At 71.5% G+C, this 14,957-nt stretch carries 14 protein-coding genes, 2 tRNA genes and 1 riboswitch; of the genes, 5 read left to right on the top strand and 11 right to left on the bottom strand.

Going from position 1 to position 14,957, the window contains the following annotated elements:
- Positions 1–443: 443 nt before the first annotated feature.
- From ACZ6I3_RS18445 to ACZ6I3_RS18460, 4 genes are all read right to left on the bottom strand, one after another.
- Positions 444–1,388: an aldo/keto reductase gene (locus ACZ6I3_RS18445; protein WP_469415737.1), complete on the bottom strand. Its 945-nt coding sequence runs from the start codon at positions 1,386–1,388 to the stop codon at positions 444–446.
- Positions 1,389–1,535: 147 nt separating this feature from the next.
- A complete protein-coding gene (locus tag ACZ6I3_RS18450) occupies positions 1,536–2,573 on the bottom strand; it encodes a M23 family metallopeptidase (RefSeq protein WP_469415738.1) in 1,038 nt (345 codons plus the stop codon).
- A gap of 11 nt (positions 2,574–2,584) precedes the next feature.
- Positions 2,585–2,741, bottom strand: a riboswitch (cyclic di-AMP (ydaO/yuaA leader).
- A 293-nt stretch (positions 2,742–3,034) separates the two neighbouring features.
- Positions 3,035–3,108 (bottom strand) — tRNA-Met (locus tag ACZ6I3_RS18455).
- Positions 3,109–3,162: 54 nt separating this feature from the next.
- Positions 3,163–4,290 (bottom strand): dihydrofolate reductase family protein, encoded by a 1,128-nt coding sequence (locus ACZ6I3_RS18460; protein WP_469415739.1) that lies wholly within the window; start codon positions 4,288–4,290, stop codon positions 3,163–3,165.
- Positions 4,291–4,387: 97 nt separating this feature from the next.
- Between ACZ6I3_RS18460 and ACZ6I3_RS18465 the strand changes: the two genes are divergently transcribed.
- The 3 genes from ACZ6I3_RS18465 to ACZ6I3_RS18475 all read left to right on the top strand — a co-directional run bounded on the left by ACZ6I3_RS18465 (position 4,388) and on the right by ACZ6I3_RS18475 (position 6,335).
- Positions 4,388–4,903 carry a MarR family winged helix-turn-helix transcriptional regulator gene (locus tag ACZ6I3_RS18465; protein WP_469415740.1) on the top strand — a complete coding sequence of 172 codons (516 nt, stop codon included), beginning with the start codon at positions 4,388–4,390 and terminating at the stop codon, positions 4,901–4,903.
- Between the two features lie 167 nt (positions 4,904–5,070).
- A complete protein-coding gene (locus tag ACZ6I3_RS18470) occupies positions 5,071–5,712 on the top strand; it encodes a GTP cyclohydrolase II (RefSeq protein ID WP_469415742.1) in 642 nt (213 codons plus the stop codon).
- Positions 5,713–5,828: 116 nt separating this feature from the next.
- Positions 5,829–6,335, top strand: coding sequence for a MarR family winged helix-turn-helix transcriptional regulator (locus tag ACZ6I3_RS18475; protein ID WP_469415744.1), 507 nt, complete (start codon positions 5,829–5,831; stop codon positions 6,333–6,335).
- 17 nt (positions 6,336–6,352) lie between these two features.
- On the opposite strand, the gene ACZ6I3_RS18480 is transcribed toward ACZ6I3_RS18475, so the two are convergent.
- The 5 genes from ACZ6I3_RS18480 to ACZ6I3_RS18500 form a co-directional block, all read right to left on the bottom strand.
- The gene (locus ACZ6I3_RS18480; RefSeq protein WP_469415746.1) at positions 6,353–7,450 is read right to left on the bottom strand and encodes a SpoIIE family protein phosphatase; all 1,098 of its coding nucleotides are present in this window, start codon (positions 7,448–7,450) and stop codon (positions 6,353–6,355) included.
- Entirely contained in the window at positions 7,450–7,893 is a 444-nt protein-coding gene (locus tag ACZ6I3_RS18485) for an anti-sigma regulatory factor (RefSeq protein WP_469415748.1), read from the bottom strand. Before ACZ6I3_RS18485 ends, ACZ6I3_RS18480 begins: the two co-directional genes overlap by 1 nt.
- Positions 7,893–8,312: an STAS domain-containing protein gene (locus ACZ6I3_RS18490; RefSeq protein ID WP_469415749.1), complete on the bottom strand. Its 420-nt coding sequence runs from the start codon at positions 8,310–8,312 to the stop codon at positions 7,893–7,895. Before ACZ6I3_RS18490 ends, ACZ6I3_RS18485 begins: the two co-directional genes overlap by 1 nt.
- Positions 8,309–9,226, bottom strand: coding sequence for an STAS domain-containing protein (locus ACZ6I3_RS18495; protein WP_469415750.1), 918 nt, complete (start codon positions 9,224–9,226; stop codon positions 8,309–8,311). The genes ACZ6I3_RS18490 and ACZ6I3_RS18495 overlap by 4 nt, the downstream gene beginning before the upstream one ends.
- Before the next feature lie 139 nt (positions 9,227–9,365).
- A complete protein-coding gene (locus ACZ6I3_RS18500; RefSeq protein WP_469416018.1) occupies positions 9,366–10,526 on the bottom strand; it encodes a PP2C family protein-serine/threonine phosphatase in 1,161 nt (386 codons plus the stop codon).
- A 204-nt stretch (positions 10,527–10,730) separates the two neighbouring features.
- On the opposite strand from ACZ6I3_RS18500, the gene ACZ6I3_RS18505 reads away from it, so the two are divergent.
- On the top strand, positions 10,731–11,183 hold the full coding sequence (locus ACZ6I3_RS18505) for a MarR family transcriptional regulator (RefSeq protein ID WP_469415752.1): 453 nt from the start codon (positions 10,731–10,733) through the stop codon (positions 11,181–11,183).
- 205 nt (positions 11,184–11,388) lie between these two features.
- Positions 11,389–12,249, top strand: coding sequence for an RNA polymerase sigma factor SigF (locus ACZ6I3_RS18510; protein WP_469415753.1), 861 nt, complete (start codon positions 11,389–11,391; stop codon positions 12,247–12,249).
- Between the two features lie 59 nt (positions 12,250–12,308).
- Here the strand turns inward: ACZ6I3_RS18510 and ACZ6I3_RS18515 are convergent.
- Both ACZ6I3_RS18515 and ACZ6I3_RS18520 read right to left on the bottom strand, forming a co-directional pair.
- A tRNA-Lys gene (locus tag ACZ6I3_RS18515) sits at positions 12,309–12,381 on the bottom strand.
- Between the two features lie 154 nt (positions 12,382–12,535).
- Positions 12,536–14,650, bottom strand: a complete 2,115-nt coding sequence (locus ACZ6I3_RS18520; protein WP_469415755.1) for a DEAD/DEAH box helicase — start codon at positions 14,648–14,650, stop codon at positions 12,536–12,538.
- Between the last annotated feature and the right edge of the window lie 307 nt (positions 14,651–14,957).

Genomic DNA, 14,957 nt, shown 5'->3' on the forward strand with positions numbered 1-14,957 from the left:
CCGCCACCAGCCCGGTGTGGCTGTGAGCCGGCCCGGCGCCGGTCGGCCACTGGCCCGGGGCCGGGCGCCCCGGCCGAAGCCCCACAGCACAGACCGGTCTCGGCGGCGCGTGCCGATTGCGGTCCGCCCGCAGCCGTCGGCAACGAATGCCGGGCCGCCACCAGCCCGGTGTGGCTGTGAGCCGGCCCGGCGCCGGTCGGCCACTGGCCCGGGGCCGGGCGCCCCGGCCGAAGCCCCACAGCACAGACCGCTCACGGCAGCGCCTGCCGACTGCCGTCAGGCCCGCAGCCGTCGGCGACGAAAGCCGGGTCGGGCGCCGGTCCCGGGCCGGGCGCCCCGGCCGAGGCCCCACCGCGCAGGCCCTGGCCCGTCGCGGCGGTGCGTGCCGGGGCGCTGCGCACCTGGTGGTGGTTCAGACGGGGAGCGTGCTCACCGGGGACCGCTCATGCCGACGCCTCCGTGAGGCGGGCGGTCTCCGCCTCGGTCAGGGTGAGGTCGCCGACCCCGACCAGTGCCGGCAGCTGCTCCACCGTGCGGGCGGACGCGATCGGCGCCGCCACCGTCGGCTGCGCGGCGAGCCAGGCCAGGGCGACCGTGGCGACGGGGACGTCGTGGGCCGCGGCGATCTCGTCGAGGGCGGCGAGGACCCGGCGGCCCCGCTCGGTCTCCAGGTGCTTGGCGGCGCCGCCGGCCCGTGCGCTGTCGACGGTCGTACCGGGCCGGTACTTGCCCGTGAGGAAGCCGGACGCGAGGGCGTAGTACGGGACGGCCGCCAGGCCGGAGCGCTCGGCGAGGTCCTGGAGCTCGCCCTCGTAGGTGTCGCGGGAGACCAGGTTGTAGTGGGGCTGGAGGGCGACATACCGGGCGAGGCCCTCGCGGTCGGAGAACTCCAGGGAGGCCCGCAGCCGCTCCGCCGAGATGTTGGAGGCGGCTATGTGCCGCACCTTCCCGGCCTTCACCAGCTCGTCGAGCGCCCCGATGATCTCCTCCACCGGCACGTCGGGCTGGTCGAAGTGGGTGTAGTAGAGGTCGATGTAGTCGGTGCGCAGGCGGCGCAGCGAGGCGTCGGCGGCGGCCTTGATGTTGGCGGCGGACAGGCCCTGGAACTCGGGGTGCTGGCTGACCTTCGTGGCGACGACGACATCGGCACGGTTGCCGCGCGCCTCGAGCCACTTGCCGAGGACGGTCTCGGACTCGCCGCCCTGGTTGCCGTCGACCCACGCGGAGTAGACGTCCGCGGTGTCGACGAAGTTGCCGCCGACGGCGGTGTACGCGTCGAGCACGGCGAACGACTGCGCCTCGTCGGCGGTCCAGCCGAAGACGTTGCCACCGAGGGCGAGCGGGAAGATTTCGAGGCCGGAGGAGCCGAGCTTGCGAAGAGAAGTCATGCTCCTCGTCAACAGCCGTGCTGGAACGGCTCATTCCGGAGCGGACGCAAAGGTCCTGTAAACACCCCCGCGCACACCGAAAACCGGCAGCCCTGACGTCGGGGGGTCGTCGTCAGGGCTGCCGGTGCTTCGACTGGCTTGTGCCGCTTACGGGTTCAGTCCCTTGCCCCGCAGCCACGCCGTCGGGTCGATCCCGCTGCTGGAGCCGCCGGAGTGCACCTCGAGGTGCAGGTGGGCGCCGGTGACGTTGCCGGTGGCACCGACACGGCCGATGACATCGCCCGTGCTGACCTTCTGGCCGACGCTGACGCCGATGGAGGACTGGTGCGCGTACCAGATCTCCGTGCCGTCATCGAGGGTGAGGACCGTCTTGTAGCCGTACGAGCCGTTCCAGCCCGCCTCGGTGATGGTGCCGCTGTGCACCGCCTTGATCGGCGTGCCCGTGGGGGCGGCGAAGTCGAGACCCGTGTGGTAGCCGGAGGACCAGTAGGCGCCGGCCTGGCCGAAGGTCGAGGTGAGCGTGTACGAGGAGGTCGGCAGCGTGAACTGCTTGGCCAGGGCGGCGAGCCGCTCGGCCTCGGCCTTCTTCTCGGCCGCCTCCTCCGCCTTCTTCTTGGCCTCGGCGGCCTTGGCCTTGGCTTCTTCCTTCGCCTTGGCCACGGCTTCCGCGGCCGCCTTCTCGGCGGCGTCGGCGGCGTCCTGCGCTGCCTTGGTGTCGATCTGGTCCTGCTGGTACTCGACCTGGGCCATGATCCGGGCGCGCAGCGCCTCGCCGGCGCCGGAGGAGTTCTCCTCGGTGTCCGCGTCCGCCGTGGCGGTGCCGAGACCGCTGAGCGGAGTCGAGGAACCCGCGGAGGTGTCGTCGTCCGAGATGAGGGAACCCACCGAGGGCAGGTCCGGCACGGAGATGGAGACCGGCGGCTTGCCGGTCTGGGCGCTGGCCATGCCGCCCGCGCCGACGGCGGCTATGACGCCGACGCCCAGGACGGTGGAGCTGCGGGCGAGACCTCCGCCGCGCTGCTTGGTGACGCGGTGCCGGCCACGGACGGGACGGATGGATTCCTCGGTGGGGTTCCACTCCTGGAACGGGCCCTCGTCGGTGCGCTGACCGCCGTAGCCGAAAGTCTCGGTGTCGCGCTGGTTCCGCGCGAACGGGGCCGCGGGGGCAGGCCGGTTGGACGCCACGTGGGCGTACTCCTTTCCTTCCTTCTCGCCTACCGGGTTAGCTGACGGGTTCGGAGCAGGAAGGTCTCCTACGCGCGTATACCGACCGTGCTTCCACGGCGGTTTACGCCCGATTCACCCCAAGTGGTGGTTCCCCGGTTCCCTTTCGGGATTCGGCGCGTGCGCACGGAGCCGCCTTCTGTGACGGCTGGGACGACCGCGCTGCGTTATCGAACGTTAATAGACCCGGGGAGTGGATTCCAGCGATTCCACTTGATCATTAACCTTTTTCGTGCGGACTTACCTGCCATGACCGGCTTAAATCGGGCGAGTTGACCGCTCCGTAAGTGACTACGGGGTATTGACGACGTGTCAGTTGCTATGCGGAGCGGCGCGCTTCACTCACTGGCAGTAACGGGGGTGCGCGAACCGGAAAACACCGAGGGCCGGAACCCTTTCGGATTCCGGCCCTCGGCCTTCAGTAGCGGGGACAGGATTTGAACCTGCGACCTCTGGGTTATGAGCCCAGCGAGCTACCGAGCTGCTCCACCCCGCGTCGTTGTGATTCCAGTGTACGCCATCCGCGGGACCACTCGTGACCACCCGCCCGCTACAGCAGATGGCGGTTGGGGGCCTTGGCCCGCCGCTCGTGTTCCGGGAGGACGACGACCTCCGCGCCACCGGCCGCCAGAACCCCGCTGCCGTCGGCGTCCCGGACGAAGGTGTCCGGCTCCCGCCAGGCGGTGACCACGCGGCGGACGCCCGCGTCGAGGACCAGCCGGGCACAGGGTGCGGGGCGGGAGGCACGGCGGGCGCAGGGCTCCAGGCTGCTGTACACCGTTGCGGTGGCGAGGCGCGGGTCGGACGGGTCGAGCTTCGCCAGGGCCGCCTCCTCGGCGTGCGCGAGAGGGTCGCCGCCCTCGCGGGAGTGGCCGCGGGCCAGTTCCGTGCCGTCGGCCGCGACCACCACCGCGCCCACGCTGAACGCCGTGTCCGACGGCGGGCAGAGGTCCGCCAGTTCGCAGGCGAGGGCCAGCCAGTGATGGTCGGCCGCGGTGGCGAGGGGGCCGGTGCCCGGGGCGGTGGGTTCATAGCGCATGAGGACCACGTCCTCGATCCGCCGTGTCTCCAGCAGCCGGAGCCGGCCGCCCTGGTAGCCGCCGGGCCCGAAGAGGCGGGGGGCCTTCGGATCGCCGACGAAGAGCGGGGCGAGGACCAGCTGGAGTTCGTCGGCGAGGCCCTGGGTGAGGAGCTGGGTGTGAATCAGGCCACCTCCCTCGACCATGAGCCGTCGCACACCCCGCACGTCATGCAGGTGGGTGAGGAGCCGCCGCCAGTCGAGGTCGGTGCCGAGGGGGACCACGTCGGTGGCGAGGCCGAGGGCCCGGGCCCGCTCGGCGCCCTGGTCGGTCGTGTAGAGGACCTTCTCGCCGCCGGTGTGCCAGAAGTGGGCCTCCGGGTCGAGTTCGCCGGTACCGCTGACGGTGACCTTGAGGGGGTATTCCGGTCGGCCTGCAGCCGTGCGGGCGGCGCGGCGCTCTTCCGAGTTGACCAGCAGGCGCGGGTTGTCGGCGCGGATGGTGCCGGCGCCGACCAGGATCGCGTCGACGGACGCCCGGACCTCGTCGACCCGGTCGAAGTCGGCCGGGCCGGACAGCAGCAGGCGTTCGGGCCCGGTGTCGTCCAGGTAGCCGTCGAGGGAGACGGCGGCGGACAGCAGGACGTACGGGTGAGGCATCGACGCTCCCCGGTCGGGTGGGACGGCGGACCGGGGAGACCTGAGGCCTGGCCCGCCGGGTCTTGGTTCAAGTTTGAAACAAACCTACACTGGCGGCATGACGACTCGCTGGCTCACCCCCGAGGAGCAACGCGCCTGGCGCGCGTACATCGCCTCCTCGCTGCTCCTGGAGGACGCGATCGACCGGCAGCTCCAGCAGGACGCCGGCATGCCGCACCTTTACTACTCCATCCTGTCCGTCCTGTCGGAGTCCCCCGAACAGCGCCTGCGCATGACCGATCTCGCCGAGCGGCTGAAGATCACGCGCAGCCGCCTGACGTACGCGGTGACGCGGCTGGAGAAGGACGGCATGCTGCGGCGCGAGGCCTGCCGGTACGACAAGCGGGGCAGCATCGCCGCACTGACCGAGGCGGGGTTCGCCGTACTGGAGCGTGCGGCGCCCGGGCATGTCGAGACCGTGCGGAGCTTCGTGTTCGACCGGCTCAGCGAGGAGCAGGTGGCGCAGCTGGAGGAGATCTCCGCGGCGATCGCGCAGGGGCTCCAGGAGGACGGGGCACGTTCGACGTCGGACGACGTGCCGTGGCGGCGGAGGTCCTCAACGGCCTGTTCGTGAGGCGGCTCCCAGTGACCCCGTAGCGCACTTGAGTGAGGCACGTCACAGGAGACCGAACCTCGTTGCTTCAAATTTAAAGCAAGGGTAGTGTTCCGAACCGTGGATCTGCTTCAAATCTGAAGCAGACGGCTGTGCAGCCGAACAGGAACGGAACCCGGAGGCCCCGCATGCCCGACACCCCCGCCGCCCTCGCCACCCCGCGCTCCCGCGTCCGGGTGCCGCTTCGCTTCCACGACGGCTACCAGGTCGACGCCGAACTCGTCACCTTCCACGGGCTGACCGACCAGCAGGAACACGTGGCCGTCGTCCTGGGCGAGCCGGGCCCGGTCCCGCTGGTGCGACTGCACTCCGAGTGCCTGACCGGGGACGTGTTCGGCTCGGCCCGCTGCGACTGCGGTCCGCAGCTGCGCGAGGCGGTCGAGCGCATAGCCGACCGCGGCGGCGTGCTCCTCTACCTCCGCCAGGAGGGCCGGGGCATCGGCCTCTACAACAAGCTCGACGCGTACGCCCTCCAGGACGAGGGCCTCGACACGTACGAGGCGAACGCGGCGCTCGGGCTGCCGGAGGACGCCCGCGACTACACGGCGGCGGCCCAGATGCTGAAGGCCCTGGGCATCGAGGAACTGGACCTGCTCTCCAACAACCCCGACAAGGCGGACCAGTTGCGCACCCTGGGCGTCGACGTCCGCGACCGGGTCCCCACGGGCGTCTTCACCACCGCGCACAACGTCCGCTACCTGCGCGCCAAGGTCCTCCAGACCCAGCACACGCTGCCGCTGGCCGCGCTGACGGAACTCAGCGCCGGCTGAACGAGGTCCGGCCGGGACGGCGCTGAACGGGGCTGCTTGTCCCTCGGCTCATCGGGTACAGCCTTTGAGAGAGGGTGATCTCCGCAGGACCCGGAGCTTATGGAAAGTGACGTTTCGTGACCGATCTCGGTGCCCCCGGCGACCCCCGGGCGAGGGGACCGGGCGACGGCCCGGAGGCCGTCGCGTCACAGGTCGCCGATGCCGTGGACAGTCTGACGGCCCTGTGGTCGGTGGCCGCCCAGGAGGCGTCCCTGCGCCTGTCCCCGCATCAGCTGCGCGCGCTGCGCACCGTGGAGGCGGCAGCCGGCCTGAATGTCACGGCCCTGGCGGACGAGCTGGACATCGGCCTCCCCACGGCCAGCCGGCTCTGCGACCGGCTCGCGGCGGCCGGCCTGCTGGAACGGGCCCCGCACCCGGGCACCCGCCGCGAGGTACAGCTGTGGCTCACCCCGCACGGCAGGCACGTCCTGAAGGATGTCGCAGGCCGCCGGACCGAGGCCCTGGCCACGGCGCTGGCGGCGATGGAACCGGCGGAACGGGCGGCGCTGAGCCGGGGGTTGCTGGGTTTTCTGGCGGCACGGGACGCGGTCGTACCGCACCCTGACGGAACTGACGGCCAGTGAGGGCGGCGGAAGGCGACTCAGACCCCTGAGCCGGACCGGCCACCGGCACCGGCACCCAGCACCGCCACACACGTATCGTCCCGCACCGGCAGCGCCGCGCTCCCGGCGTCCCGCAGCACCGCCACGGCCACCACCGCCGGGTCGCAGTCGAGGAGGACGCGGTCGTCGGGCGGCGTCCAGCGACCGGGCAGACCGTCACTGTGCAGGACGAGCAGGCTGTCCTCCTGCCACGGAACGCGCTGCACGGGCACGGACGCCGGGGCCTGCGCGCCCACGATGCCGGGGTGGGACAGCAGCGGCTTCCAGGTGCCGTCGGTGCGCAGCCGGCCACCGACGTTGCCGACCCCGGCGAAGCTCAACTGCCCGGACGAGAGATCGAGTTGGGCCACGGCGACGGCCGCGCCCCGGGTGGGCCGCAGGGTCCTGCCCAGGTGCCGCAGGATCTCGGCGGGCGGCAGATGGGCCACCCCGCGCAGTTCGGCCACGGCGGCGCCGGACGCCTCGGCGGCCTTGGGCCCGTGGCCGAGCCCGTCGGCGAGCAGCAGGGTCACGCGGTCACCGTCGTACACCCGGCTCCACGCGTCGCCGGAGTGCTCGGCCCGGCCGAGGGGGACGTTGACGCCGCCCACGCGCGGGCCCGGCAGGTGCCGCGACCCCTGCCCCCCCTTGACGGCCCGCTCATGGCCGATGCGGGCCACGGCCACGGTGCCCCGGCCGGGAGCGCTGTGCAGGTCGAAGTCGTTCGCTATGCGCCGGCACGTGCCGAGTCCGGCGCCCAGGGAGGACGCGGTGGAGTAGCCGTCGCGCATCGCCGCCGCGATGTCCGGGATGCCGGGACCGTGATCGAGCGAGACGAGCTGCACGGACGTCTCCGGGGCGCCGTCGCCGCCGCGCTCGCCTCGCTCGCCGCGCTCGCCTCGCTCGACGAGGTTGATGACGACGCGCCCGCCGTCGGCGTGCCGCAGCAGGTTGGTCGCCAGCTCCGTCGCCACCAGCGCGGCGGTCGCGGTACGGGGCGCGGGAAGCCCGGCCCGGGCACTGGCCTCCTCGGCCGCCACCCGGACGTCCCGCACCCGGGTCGAGTCGTCCACCGGCACGTCCCACACCCTGCTCATCAGGGCCCCGGCCGGGACGGCGGTACGGCGGTGGCCCAGGCGGTGACGGTGACGGTGGTCCCCTCGCCGGGCCGGCTGTCCACCTCGAACTCGTGGACCAGCCGCTTGGACCCGCTCATGCCGAGACCGAGGCCGCCGCCGCTGGTGTAGCCGTCGGTCATCGCCTGGTCGAGGTCTCGGATGCCGGGCCCGGTGTCGACGAAGGCCAGCCGCAGTCCGCTCGACGCCGCGACGCCCAGCGGGGTGATCTCCACATGACCGCCCCCGCCGTGGACGAGGGTGTTGCGGGCCAGTTCGCTGGCCGCCGTGACGAGCTTGGTCTGCTGCACCAGCCCGAAACCGAGCTCGGCGGCCGCCTGCCGGACCTGCTGCCGTACCCAGGCCAGATCGGCGTCCGAGCCGATCGGCAGGCTCGTCGGCGCGGCATGGCGGGAGGCCTGCATCAGGGACTCCCCTCACTGTGAGGCTCACCGGCGGCGAGCAGCTCCATCGCGCGTTCGACGTCCAGGGCCGTACGCAGCCCCGGCAGGGTGAGCCCCAGTTCGACCAGGGTGATCGCCACCGCCGGGCGCATCCCGGCCAGCACCGTACGGGCGGCCAGCAGTCCGGCTCCGGCGGCGATCTCGGCGAGGACCCGCCCCAGGAAGGAGTCGACCATGTCGACGCCCGAGATGTCGATGACCACCCCGGTCACCCGCGAGTGCGCGATCCGGCCCGTGATGTCCTGCTGGAGCTGCTCGGCCATCCCGTCGTGCAGCTCTCCCTGGAGGGTGACCAGCAGGGTGTCGCCCAGCTGGAGGACCGGCACCGTGAAGGCGTGTCCCCCCGCCGGTCCGGGCACCGCCGGCCCGAACCCGCTCACCGTACGCCCGTGTCTGCCGCCGGGCCGGCCGACCGGAGCGGCGCGATCTCGACGCCCTGGCGGCTGAGCGCGTAGGCCAGCGCGTCCTCCAGGCTCGAGCGCGTGAGCACCGTGCCGAGGTCGATGCCCAGGTGGACGATGGTCTGCGCGATCGCGGGCCGGATTCCGGAGACGATGCACTCGGCGCCCATCAGCCGGGCCGCCGCCACCGTCTTCATCAGATGCTGGGCGACCAGCGAGTCGACCGTGGGCACGCCGGTGATGTCCAGGATGGCGAACCGGGCGCGCTCGGCGACGATCGCGTCCAGCAGGCTCTCCATGACGACCTGGCTGCGCGCGCTGTCCAGCGTGCCGATCAGCGGCACGGCGACGGTGCTCTCCCAGAGTTTGATCACCGGGGTGGACGCTTCGAGCAGCTGCTCGCGCTGCCGTGCGATCAGTTCCTCGCCCGCGCTGACCAGAGTCTCCATCACGACCAGGCGCAGCGTGCCCATGAGCACCGTCAGGGCCAGCACGGCTTCCTGGGCCTCTGGGGCGTACGGGTCCGGGAACTCGGCGCGCAGCAGTTCGGTCACCGGTTCGCGCAGGGCGGCCACCTCGGTGGCGACTCCGTCCGGGTCGAGCCCCGTACGGGCGCGGGAGGCCGCCATCCGGCCCAACTGGTCGCGCACCGGCTCGAATCCGGGCGCCCGGATGTCCTCCGTCCGCCCGGCGGCCGCCACCGCCGCCAGCGCGGCGGCCACGGACCTGCCCGCCTCCACGGCCTCGTCCCGTGAGACGGTGAAGACCGTGCGGAACAGCGCGGCGTCCGCCCAGCGTTGGGCGACCTGCTCCCGGCGCCGTTCGAGGAAGGCGCTCACCTGGTAATGGACCGGCTCCTGTTCCGCGTTCCGTTCCGACTCCGACACTTGCATCGCTCCCTTGCACGGGCCGGACCGAGGCCGCGCTACGGCGCCTCAGCCTTTACTTGCCGTATGACAAACATTAGTGCCGGCGGTGGGCATCATCAAACAACTGCCCGCCGTCGCCCCCGACCTGCGCCTTCCCCGTCCCTCATCGCCCACGCCAGTCCAGACACACCACCAGGGCGTCGTCGTCGGCAACGGGCCTGCCGCGATGGCCGTTCAGTTCGCGCAGGACGGCCCGGGGCACATCGGCGGCGGGGAGCAGCCGGGTCGACTGGATCGCCCGGGCCAGGGCGATGTCGCCGTACGCCTCTCCGCCCGGGGAGGCGACGTCGTACACCCCGTCGCTGACGAAGACGAGCCGGTCGCCGGGCTCGGCCCGGAACTCCTGGGCCACGTAGTCGGTCTCCTCGAACATGCCGAGCGGCAACTGGGCGTCGAAGTCCACCTTCTCCACCGCACCCCGGCGCAGCCGCAGCAGCCGCGGGGACCCTGCGTCCACCGCCCGGACCCGCCCGGTGGCCAGGTCGAAGTCGAGCATGAGCACGGACAGGTAGCAGCGGCCCCGGTAGTGCGCGTACACCGCCTGGTCGGCCAGGGCGGCCTGGTCGGCGAGGGGGAGACCGGCCCGGCGCGCGTTGCGCAGGGCGTTGATCGCCAGGTTCGTCAGCAGGGAGGCCTCGATGCCCTCGCCCATGCCGTTGGTGACGTAGAGGCTGAGCCGGTCGGCCGTGGCGGACCAGTCGAAGTTGTCGCCGAAGATCGCGTACGCCGGTTCCAGCTGCGCGCCCAGCTCGTACTCGGGGCGGGAGCAGGAGCGGCCCGGCAGCAGCTGCCACTGCATCTCGGCGGCCAGGGTGAGGCGGTCCCGGCGGCGTGCCTGGAGGTACAGGTCGGTGTCCCGCTCGGCCACGACGACCTCGTGCCCCAGCACCTGGGCGATCTCCGCCAGTTCGCCGAGGCAGCCGTCGGCGTGCTCGCCGCCCGGCAGGACGACGGTCAGCACACCGAGCCGGTCGCCGCGCACGGTGACGGGCAGATGCGCGCGTACGACGTCACTCGACGGGGCTTCCACATACGGTTCCTGCGCCCCGAAGGCCCGCCCCGCCGGGCTGTTGTGCACGGACACCGGCTGGAGGGTGTGCGGCAGCACCGACACCGGCTGAAGCACCGTCAGTCCGTAGTCGGCCAGGAAAAGCTCGACGGAGTCCGCCGCGTACTGATCGGTCAGTACGCGACGGACCGCGTCCAGCAGCTGATGGGGTGCCGCCGTGCGCAGGGCGCGCTCGGCGGCCACGAATCTGTTCACGATCGTCGTCACGAGGGTCGACACACCAATCCTTGGTCTGAATGCGGTCTGCATGCGGTCCGAACGCGGTGGGCGGCGGTGACCCCGACCGGGGTCACCCCTGGCTCCCCGCGCGCCTAGTACGCTGACGGCCACCCCGGTGCCTGCGAGAGTGTGACTGTGACTTCCCTCCGACCCCGCCCTGAGCCACCAGAGGTCGCACGTGTGACCTCCACGGCCGCGGAGTTGCTGGAAGTCCTCTGGGGCCGGGCCTCGACGGCACCCGCCTCCGCCTCCCAGTTGCGCGTGCTGCTCATCCTCGAACACCACGAGGGCATCAACCTGCGCACGCTCGCCGACTCCCTGGCCTCCACACCGCCCTCGACGAGCCGGCTGTGCGACCGGCTGCAGGCGACCGGGTTCGTCGAGCGCGTGGTGAGTCCGGTGGACCGGCGCGAGGTACGCCTGCGGCTCAGCGGCCGGGGCCGTACGTTCCTCGCCGATCTGCGCGTACGACGGGAGCAGGCGCTGCGCGAGGTGCTCGACCAGATGCCCGCGGCCAAGCGGGTCGCGCTGCTGCAGGGTCTCGAGGCGTTCTGCGACGTGGCGGCCGCCCGCATACACGACGACTCCGACGCCCTCGCCGACTCCCGCCCGCCCGGCACCCGGACCGCCTGAACACCTCCCCACCACGCCGCCCCACCCTCCTGTCCGTACCGTCACAGCACCTTTACGGCTACCCCGACACCGCTCCGACCTGCGCAGACTGTGGTCTACGTCTCGATCGGGCATATGCGGGGCATGAGCCGGGCGACTGCGGGTAGCGGCGCTGGAGGTGGCCTGTCGGGGGATGGGAGCGGGCCGGGACTACGAGGGAGGGCCTGTGACGGCGACCACGCGCATCGACACGACGACGGATTCCGGCATCGAGACCAGTGAGGTGCTGCCCCGGATCGCCGAGCCGCAGAAGCTCGCCCCACAGGACGCGCGCGGGCTGACCGGACAGTTCCTGGAGCGGCTCGCCGTACTGGAGGAGGGCACTCCCGAATACCAGTACGCGCGCAACACGCTCATCGAGATGAACACGTCGCTGGTGCGGTTCGCGGCCCGCCGGTTCCGCGGCAGCGGCCAGGCGATGGAGGACGTCGTCCAGGTCGGCATCATCGGGCTGATCAAGGCGATCGACCGCTTCGAGGTCTCCCGCGAGGTGCAGTTCACCAGCTTCGCCGTGCCCTACATCGTCGGCGAGATCAAGCGGTTCTTCCGCGACACGTCCTGGGCCGTGCATGTGCCGCGCCGGCTGCAGGAGGCTCGTACGGAACTCGCCAAGGCCACCGAGGAACTGGCCTCCCGCCTCGGCCGCGCGCCCCGGGTCGCCGAACTCGCGGCCCTGATGAACATCACCGAGGAGCAGGTCGTCGAGGCCCAAGTCGCGGCGAACGGCTACCTTTCCTCGTCCCTCGACGCGACGGTCGGCGGCGACGCGGACGAAAGCGACGCGACGCTCTCGGAGTTCATCGGCGAGGAGGACCCGGCCCTCGAACTGGTCGAGGACTTCCACGCCCTCGCTCCCCTGCTCGCCGAACTCGACGAACGCCAGCGCCTCATCCTCCACCTGCGCTTCGTCGAAGAACTCACCCAGGCCGACATCGGCGCCCGCCTCGGCATCTCCCAGATGCACGTCTCCCGCCTCATCTCCCGGACGGTGGCACGGCTGCGGGCGGGCATGCTGACGACGGGCTGAGATGCCCCGAGAACGACTCGAGCCCCAGTTCAGAGACTCTCTGAACTGGGGCTCTTCGGTAGGCCCTGTGGGACTCGAACCCACAACCAATGGATTAAAAGTCCACTGCTCTGCCAATTGAGCTAAGGGCCCGGGTGATGTTGCCCCCACGAGCATAGCCGGACGACGGCGCGTCTCCGATCGGGTATCGGATCGTGCCGGTCACCCACCACCGTAGTGGACCGAAAGCAGAGCGCCGTGGTCCGCCCGTCGGGGCGGGGGCCACGGCGCTCCACACGGCTAGGCGTCAGCCGTTGCGCTTCCAGCGCGGCTTGTCCTCGCGGCGGCCGAAGGAGCCGCCGCCGCGGTGGTCGTCACGACGGCCGTTCGGGCGGTCGTGCCCACCGGAGCGGTAGCCCGGGCTACCGCCCGGACGGTCGTCCCGGCGGTCCCGGTTGAAGGGACGGTCGCTGCCACGGTGCCCACCGCGCTCGTCGCGGCGGAAGCCCGGACGGTCGCCGCCACGGTCACGGTCGCGGTTGAAGCCACCCCGGTCGTCACGACGCTCGAACGAACGGCCACCACGGTCACCACCGCGGTCACGGTCGAACGAACGGCCACCGCGGTCGCCACCACGGTCACGGTCCCGGTTGAAGCCACCCCGGTCGTCACGACGCTCGAACGAACGGCCACCACGGTCACCACCGCGGTCACGGTCAAAGGAACGCCCACCACGGTCGCCACCACGGTCACGATCCCGGTTGAAGCCACCCCGGTCATCACGACGCTCGAACGAACGGCCACCACGGTCACCACCGCGGTCACGGTCGAACGAACGCCCACCACGGTCGCCACCACGGTCACGGTCCCGGTTGAAGCCACCCCGGTCGTCACGACGCTCCCGGCGCTCGTACGACGGGGAGGACTCGGCACGCTCCGTACGCTCGACGTCCTGCGCGGTCGGCTGCTCCGGCACTGACACCTCGGCAACCGCCGGGGCGTCCGCGGACTCGCCGGCGACCACGGCCGCGGGCTCCTCGCCGCGCTCACGAGCGACCCGCGCGAGCAGCCGGTCGGACTCCTCACGCAGCTCGTTCGCACGCCGCTGCGCCCGCTCCAGCTCCTTGGTGAGCTGCGCGACCTCACGCTCGGCCTGCTGCGCGGAGTTGCCCACGGACTCGGCCTGGACCTCGGTCATCGACCGGGCACCGGTGATCTCGGCGACCTCCGTGTCGAAGGCCGCGCCGCCCTGGATGATGTGACGCCCGGCGTCGACGCCCGCGTCCTCCATCAGCCGGAAGATCTGACGCCGCTGGTGCGGCAGGGACAGGGACACGACCGTGCCCGTACGCCCCGCACGCGCCGTACGGCCCGCACGGTGCAGGTAGTCCTTGTGGTCCCCGGCCGGGTCCACGTTCAGCACCAGGTCGATGCCGTCGACGTGGATACCGCGGGCGGCCACGTCGGTCGCGACGAGCGCGTTGACGTAGCCCTTCTTGAAGTCCTCGAGCACGCGGGTACGCGCGCCCTGCGTCATACCGCCGTGCAGCGCGTCGGCCTTCACACCGGAGTCGCAGAGCTGCTCGGCGATACGGTCGGCGCCCAGCTGGGTGCGGACGAAGATGATCGTGCGGCCCTTGCGGGAGGCGATCGCGGCGGTGACCGGTGCCTTGTCCTTGGGCTTCACGATGAGGATGTGGTGCGACATGGTCGTGACGTTGCCCTGGGCGCTGTCGACCTCGTGCGTGACCGGGTCGGTCAGGTAGCGCTTGACCAGCGTGGAGATCTCGTTCTCCATCGTGGCCGAGAAGAGCATGCGCTGGCCGCCCGCCGGAACCTGGTCGAGCAGCTCGGTGACCTCGGGCAGGAAGCCCAGGTCGGACATCTGGTCGGCCTCGTCGAGAACGGCGATCTGCACGTTCTCCAGCGAGCAGGCGCCGCGGTTGATGATGTCGCGCAGCCGGCCCGGGGTGGCGACCAGGATGTCGACGCCCCGCTCCAGGGCGTAGATCTGGTTGCCCATCGACGTACCGCCGCAGACGACCTTCATCTTCAGCCCCATGACGTCGCCGTAGGGCTGGAGCGCGTCGGCGACCTGCATGGCGAGCTCACGCGTCGGCGTGAGGATGACGGCACGCGGCTTGTGCTTCTCGGTGCGGCCGCCGGCGAGCGTCGCCAGGGTCGGCAGACCGAAGGAGAGGGTCTTGCCGGAGCCGGTGCGGCCACGGCCGAGGATGTCCTTGCCGGCCAGGGCGTCCGGAATGGTCGCGGCCTGGATGGGGAAGGGGGTGGTCACGCCGTTCTGTGCGAGCTTGCGCACGACGCCCTCGGGCAGACCGAGGTCGGCGAAGGTCACTTCGGGGGTGGTGTCGGCTGCCTCGTTCTCGGGCACGACGACGTGATCAGTACTGGCGATGGACATGCGAATGCGAAACCTTCCGGAGTCTCGATCGGCACGCGCCCGTCAACTCCGTGATTCGCGATTCGCAATACGACCGCCTCAATGCGGTCCACCACGGCAAGGGAGAGTACGCGCCACACGGCGCGCTCTGTAGTGGCGCCGGGCAAGAATGGGATCAAACGATCTGCCACCATACGCACTCCGGGCCCCGCAAGGCAAACCGGACTCCGTAGGAGACAGCAGGGACGCTCTCTGTAGGCCAGTGGCCCGGAGAACCTCCCGTCGGCTGTCAACCGAACACCCCCAGAGTATGTTCCCGCCGCGACGA

The organism is Streptomyces sp. NPDC041940 (assembly GCF_055589465.1).

Coding starts and splice junctions, on each gene's coding strand:
- ACZ6I3_RS18480 (WP_469415746.1), bottom strand. CDS start 7,450: ATGAGCAGGGTGTGGGACGTGCCGGTGGACGACTCGACCCGGGTGCGG.
- ACZ6I3_RS18520 (WP_469415755.1), bottom strand. CDS start 14,650: ATGTCCATCGCCAGTACTGATCACGTCGTCGTGCCCGAGAACGAGGCA.
- ACZ6I3_RS18465 (WP_469415740.1), top strand. CDS start 4,388: ATGACGACTCGCTGGCTCACCCCCGAGGAGCAACGCGCCTGGCGCGCG.
- ACZ6I3_RS18445 (WP_469415737.1), bottom strand. CDS start 1,388: ATGACTTCTCTTCGCAAGCTCGGCTCCTCCGGCCTCGAAATCTTCCCG.
- ACZ6I3_RS18485 (WP_469415748.1), bottom strand. CDS start 7,893: ATGCAGGCCTCCCGCCATGCCGCGCCGACGAGCCTGCCGATCGGCTCG.
- ACZ6I3_RS18470 (WP_469415742.1), top strand. CDS start 5,071: ATGCCCGACACCCCCGCCGCCCTCGCCACCCCGCGCTCCCGCGTCCGG.
- ACZ6I3_RS18495 (WP_469415750.1), bottom strand. CDS start 9,226: ATGCAAGTGTCGGAGTCGGAACGGAACGCGGAACAGGAGCCGGTCCAT.
- ACZ6I3_RS18460 (WP_469415739.1), bottom strand. CDS start 4,290: ATGCCTCACCCGTACGTCCTGCTGTCCGCCGCCGTCTCCCTCGACGGC.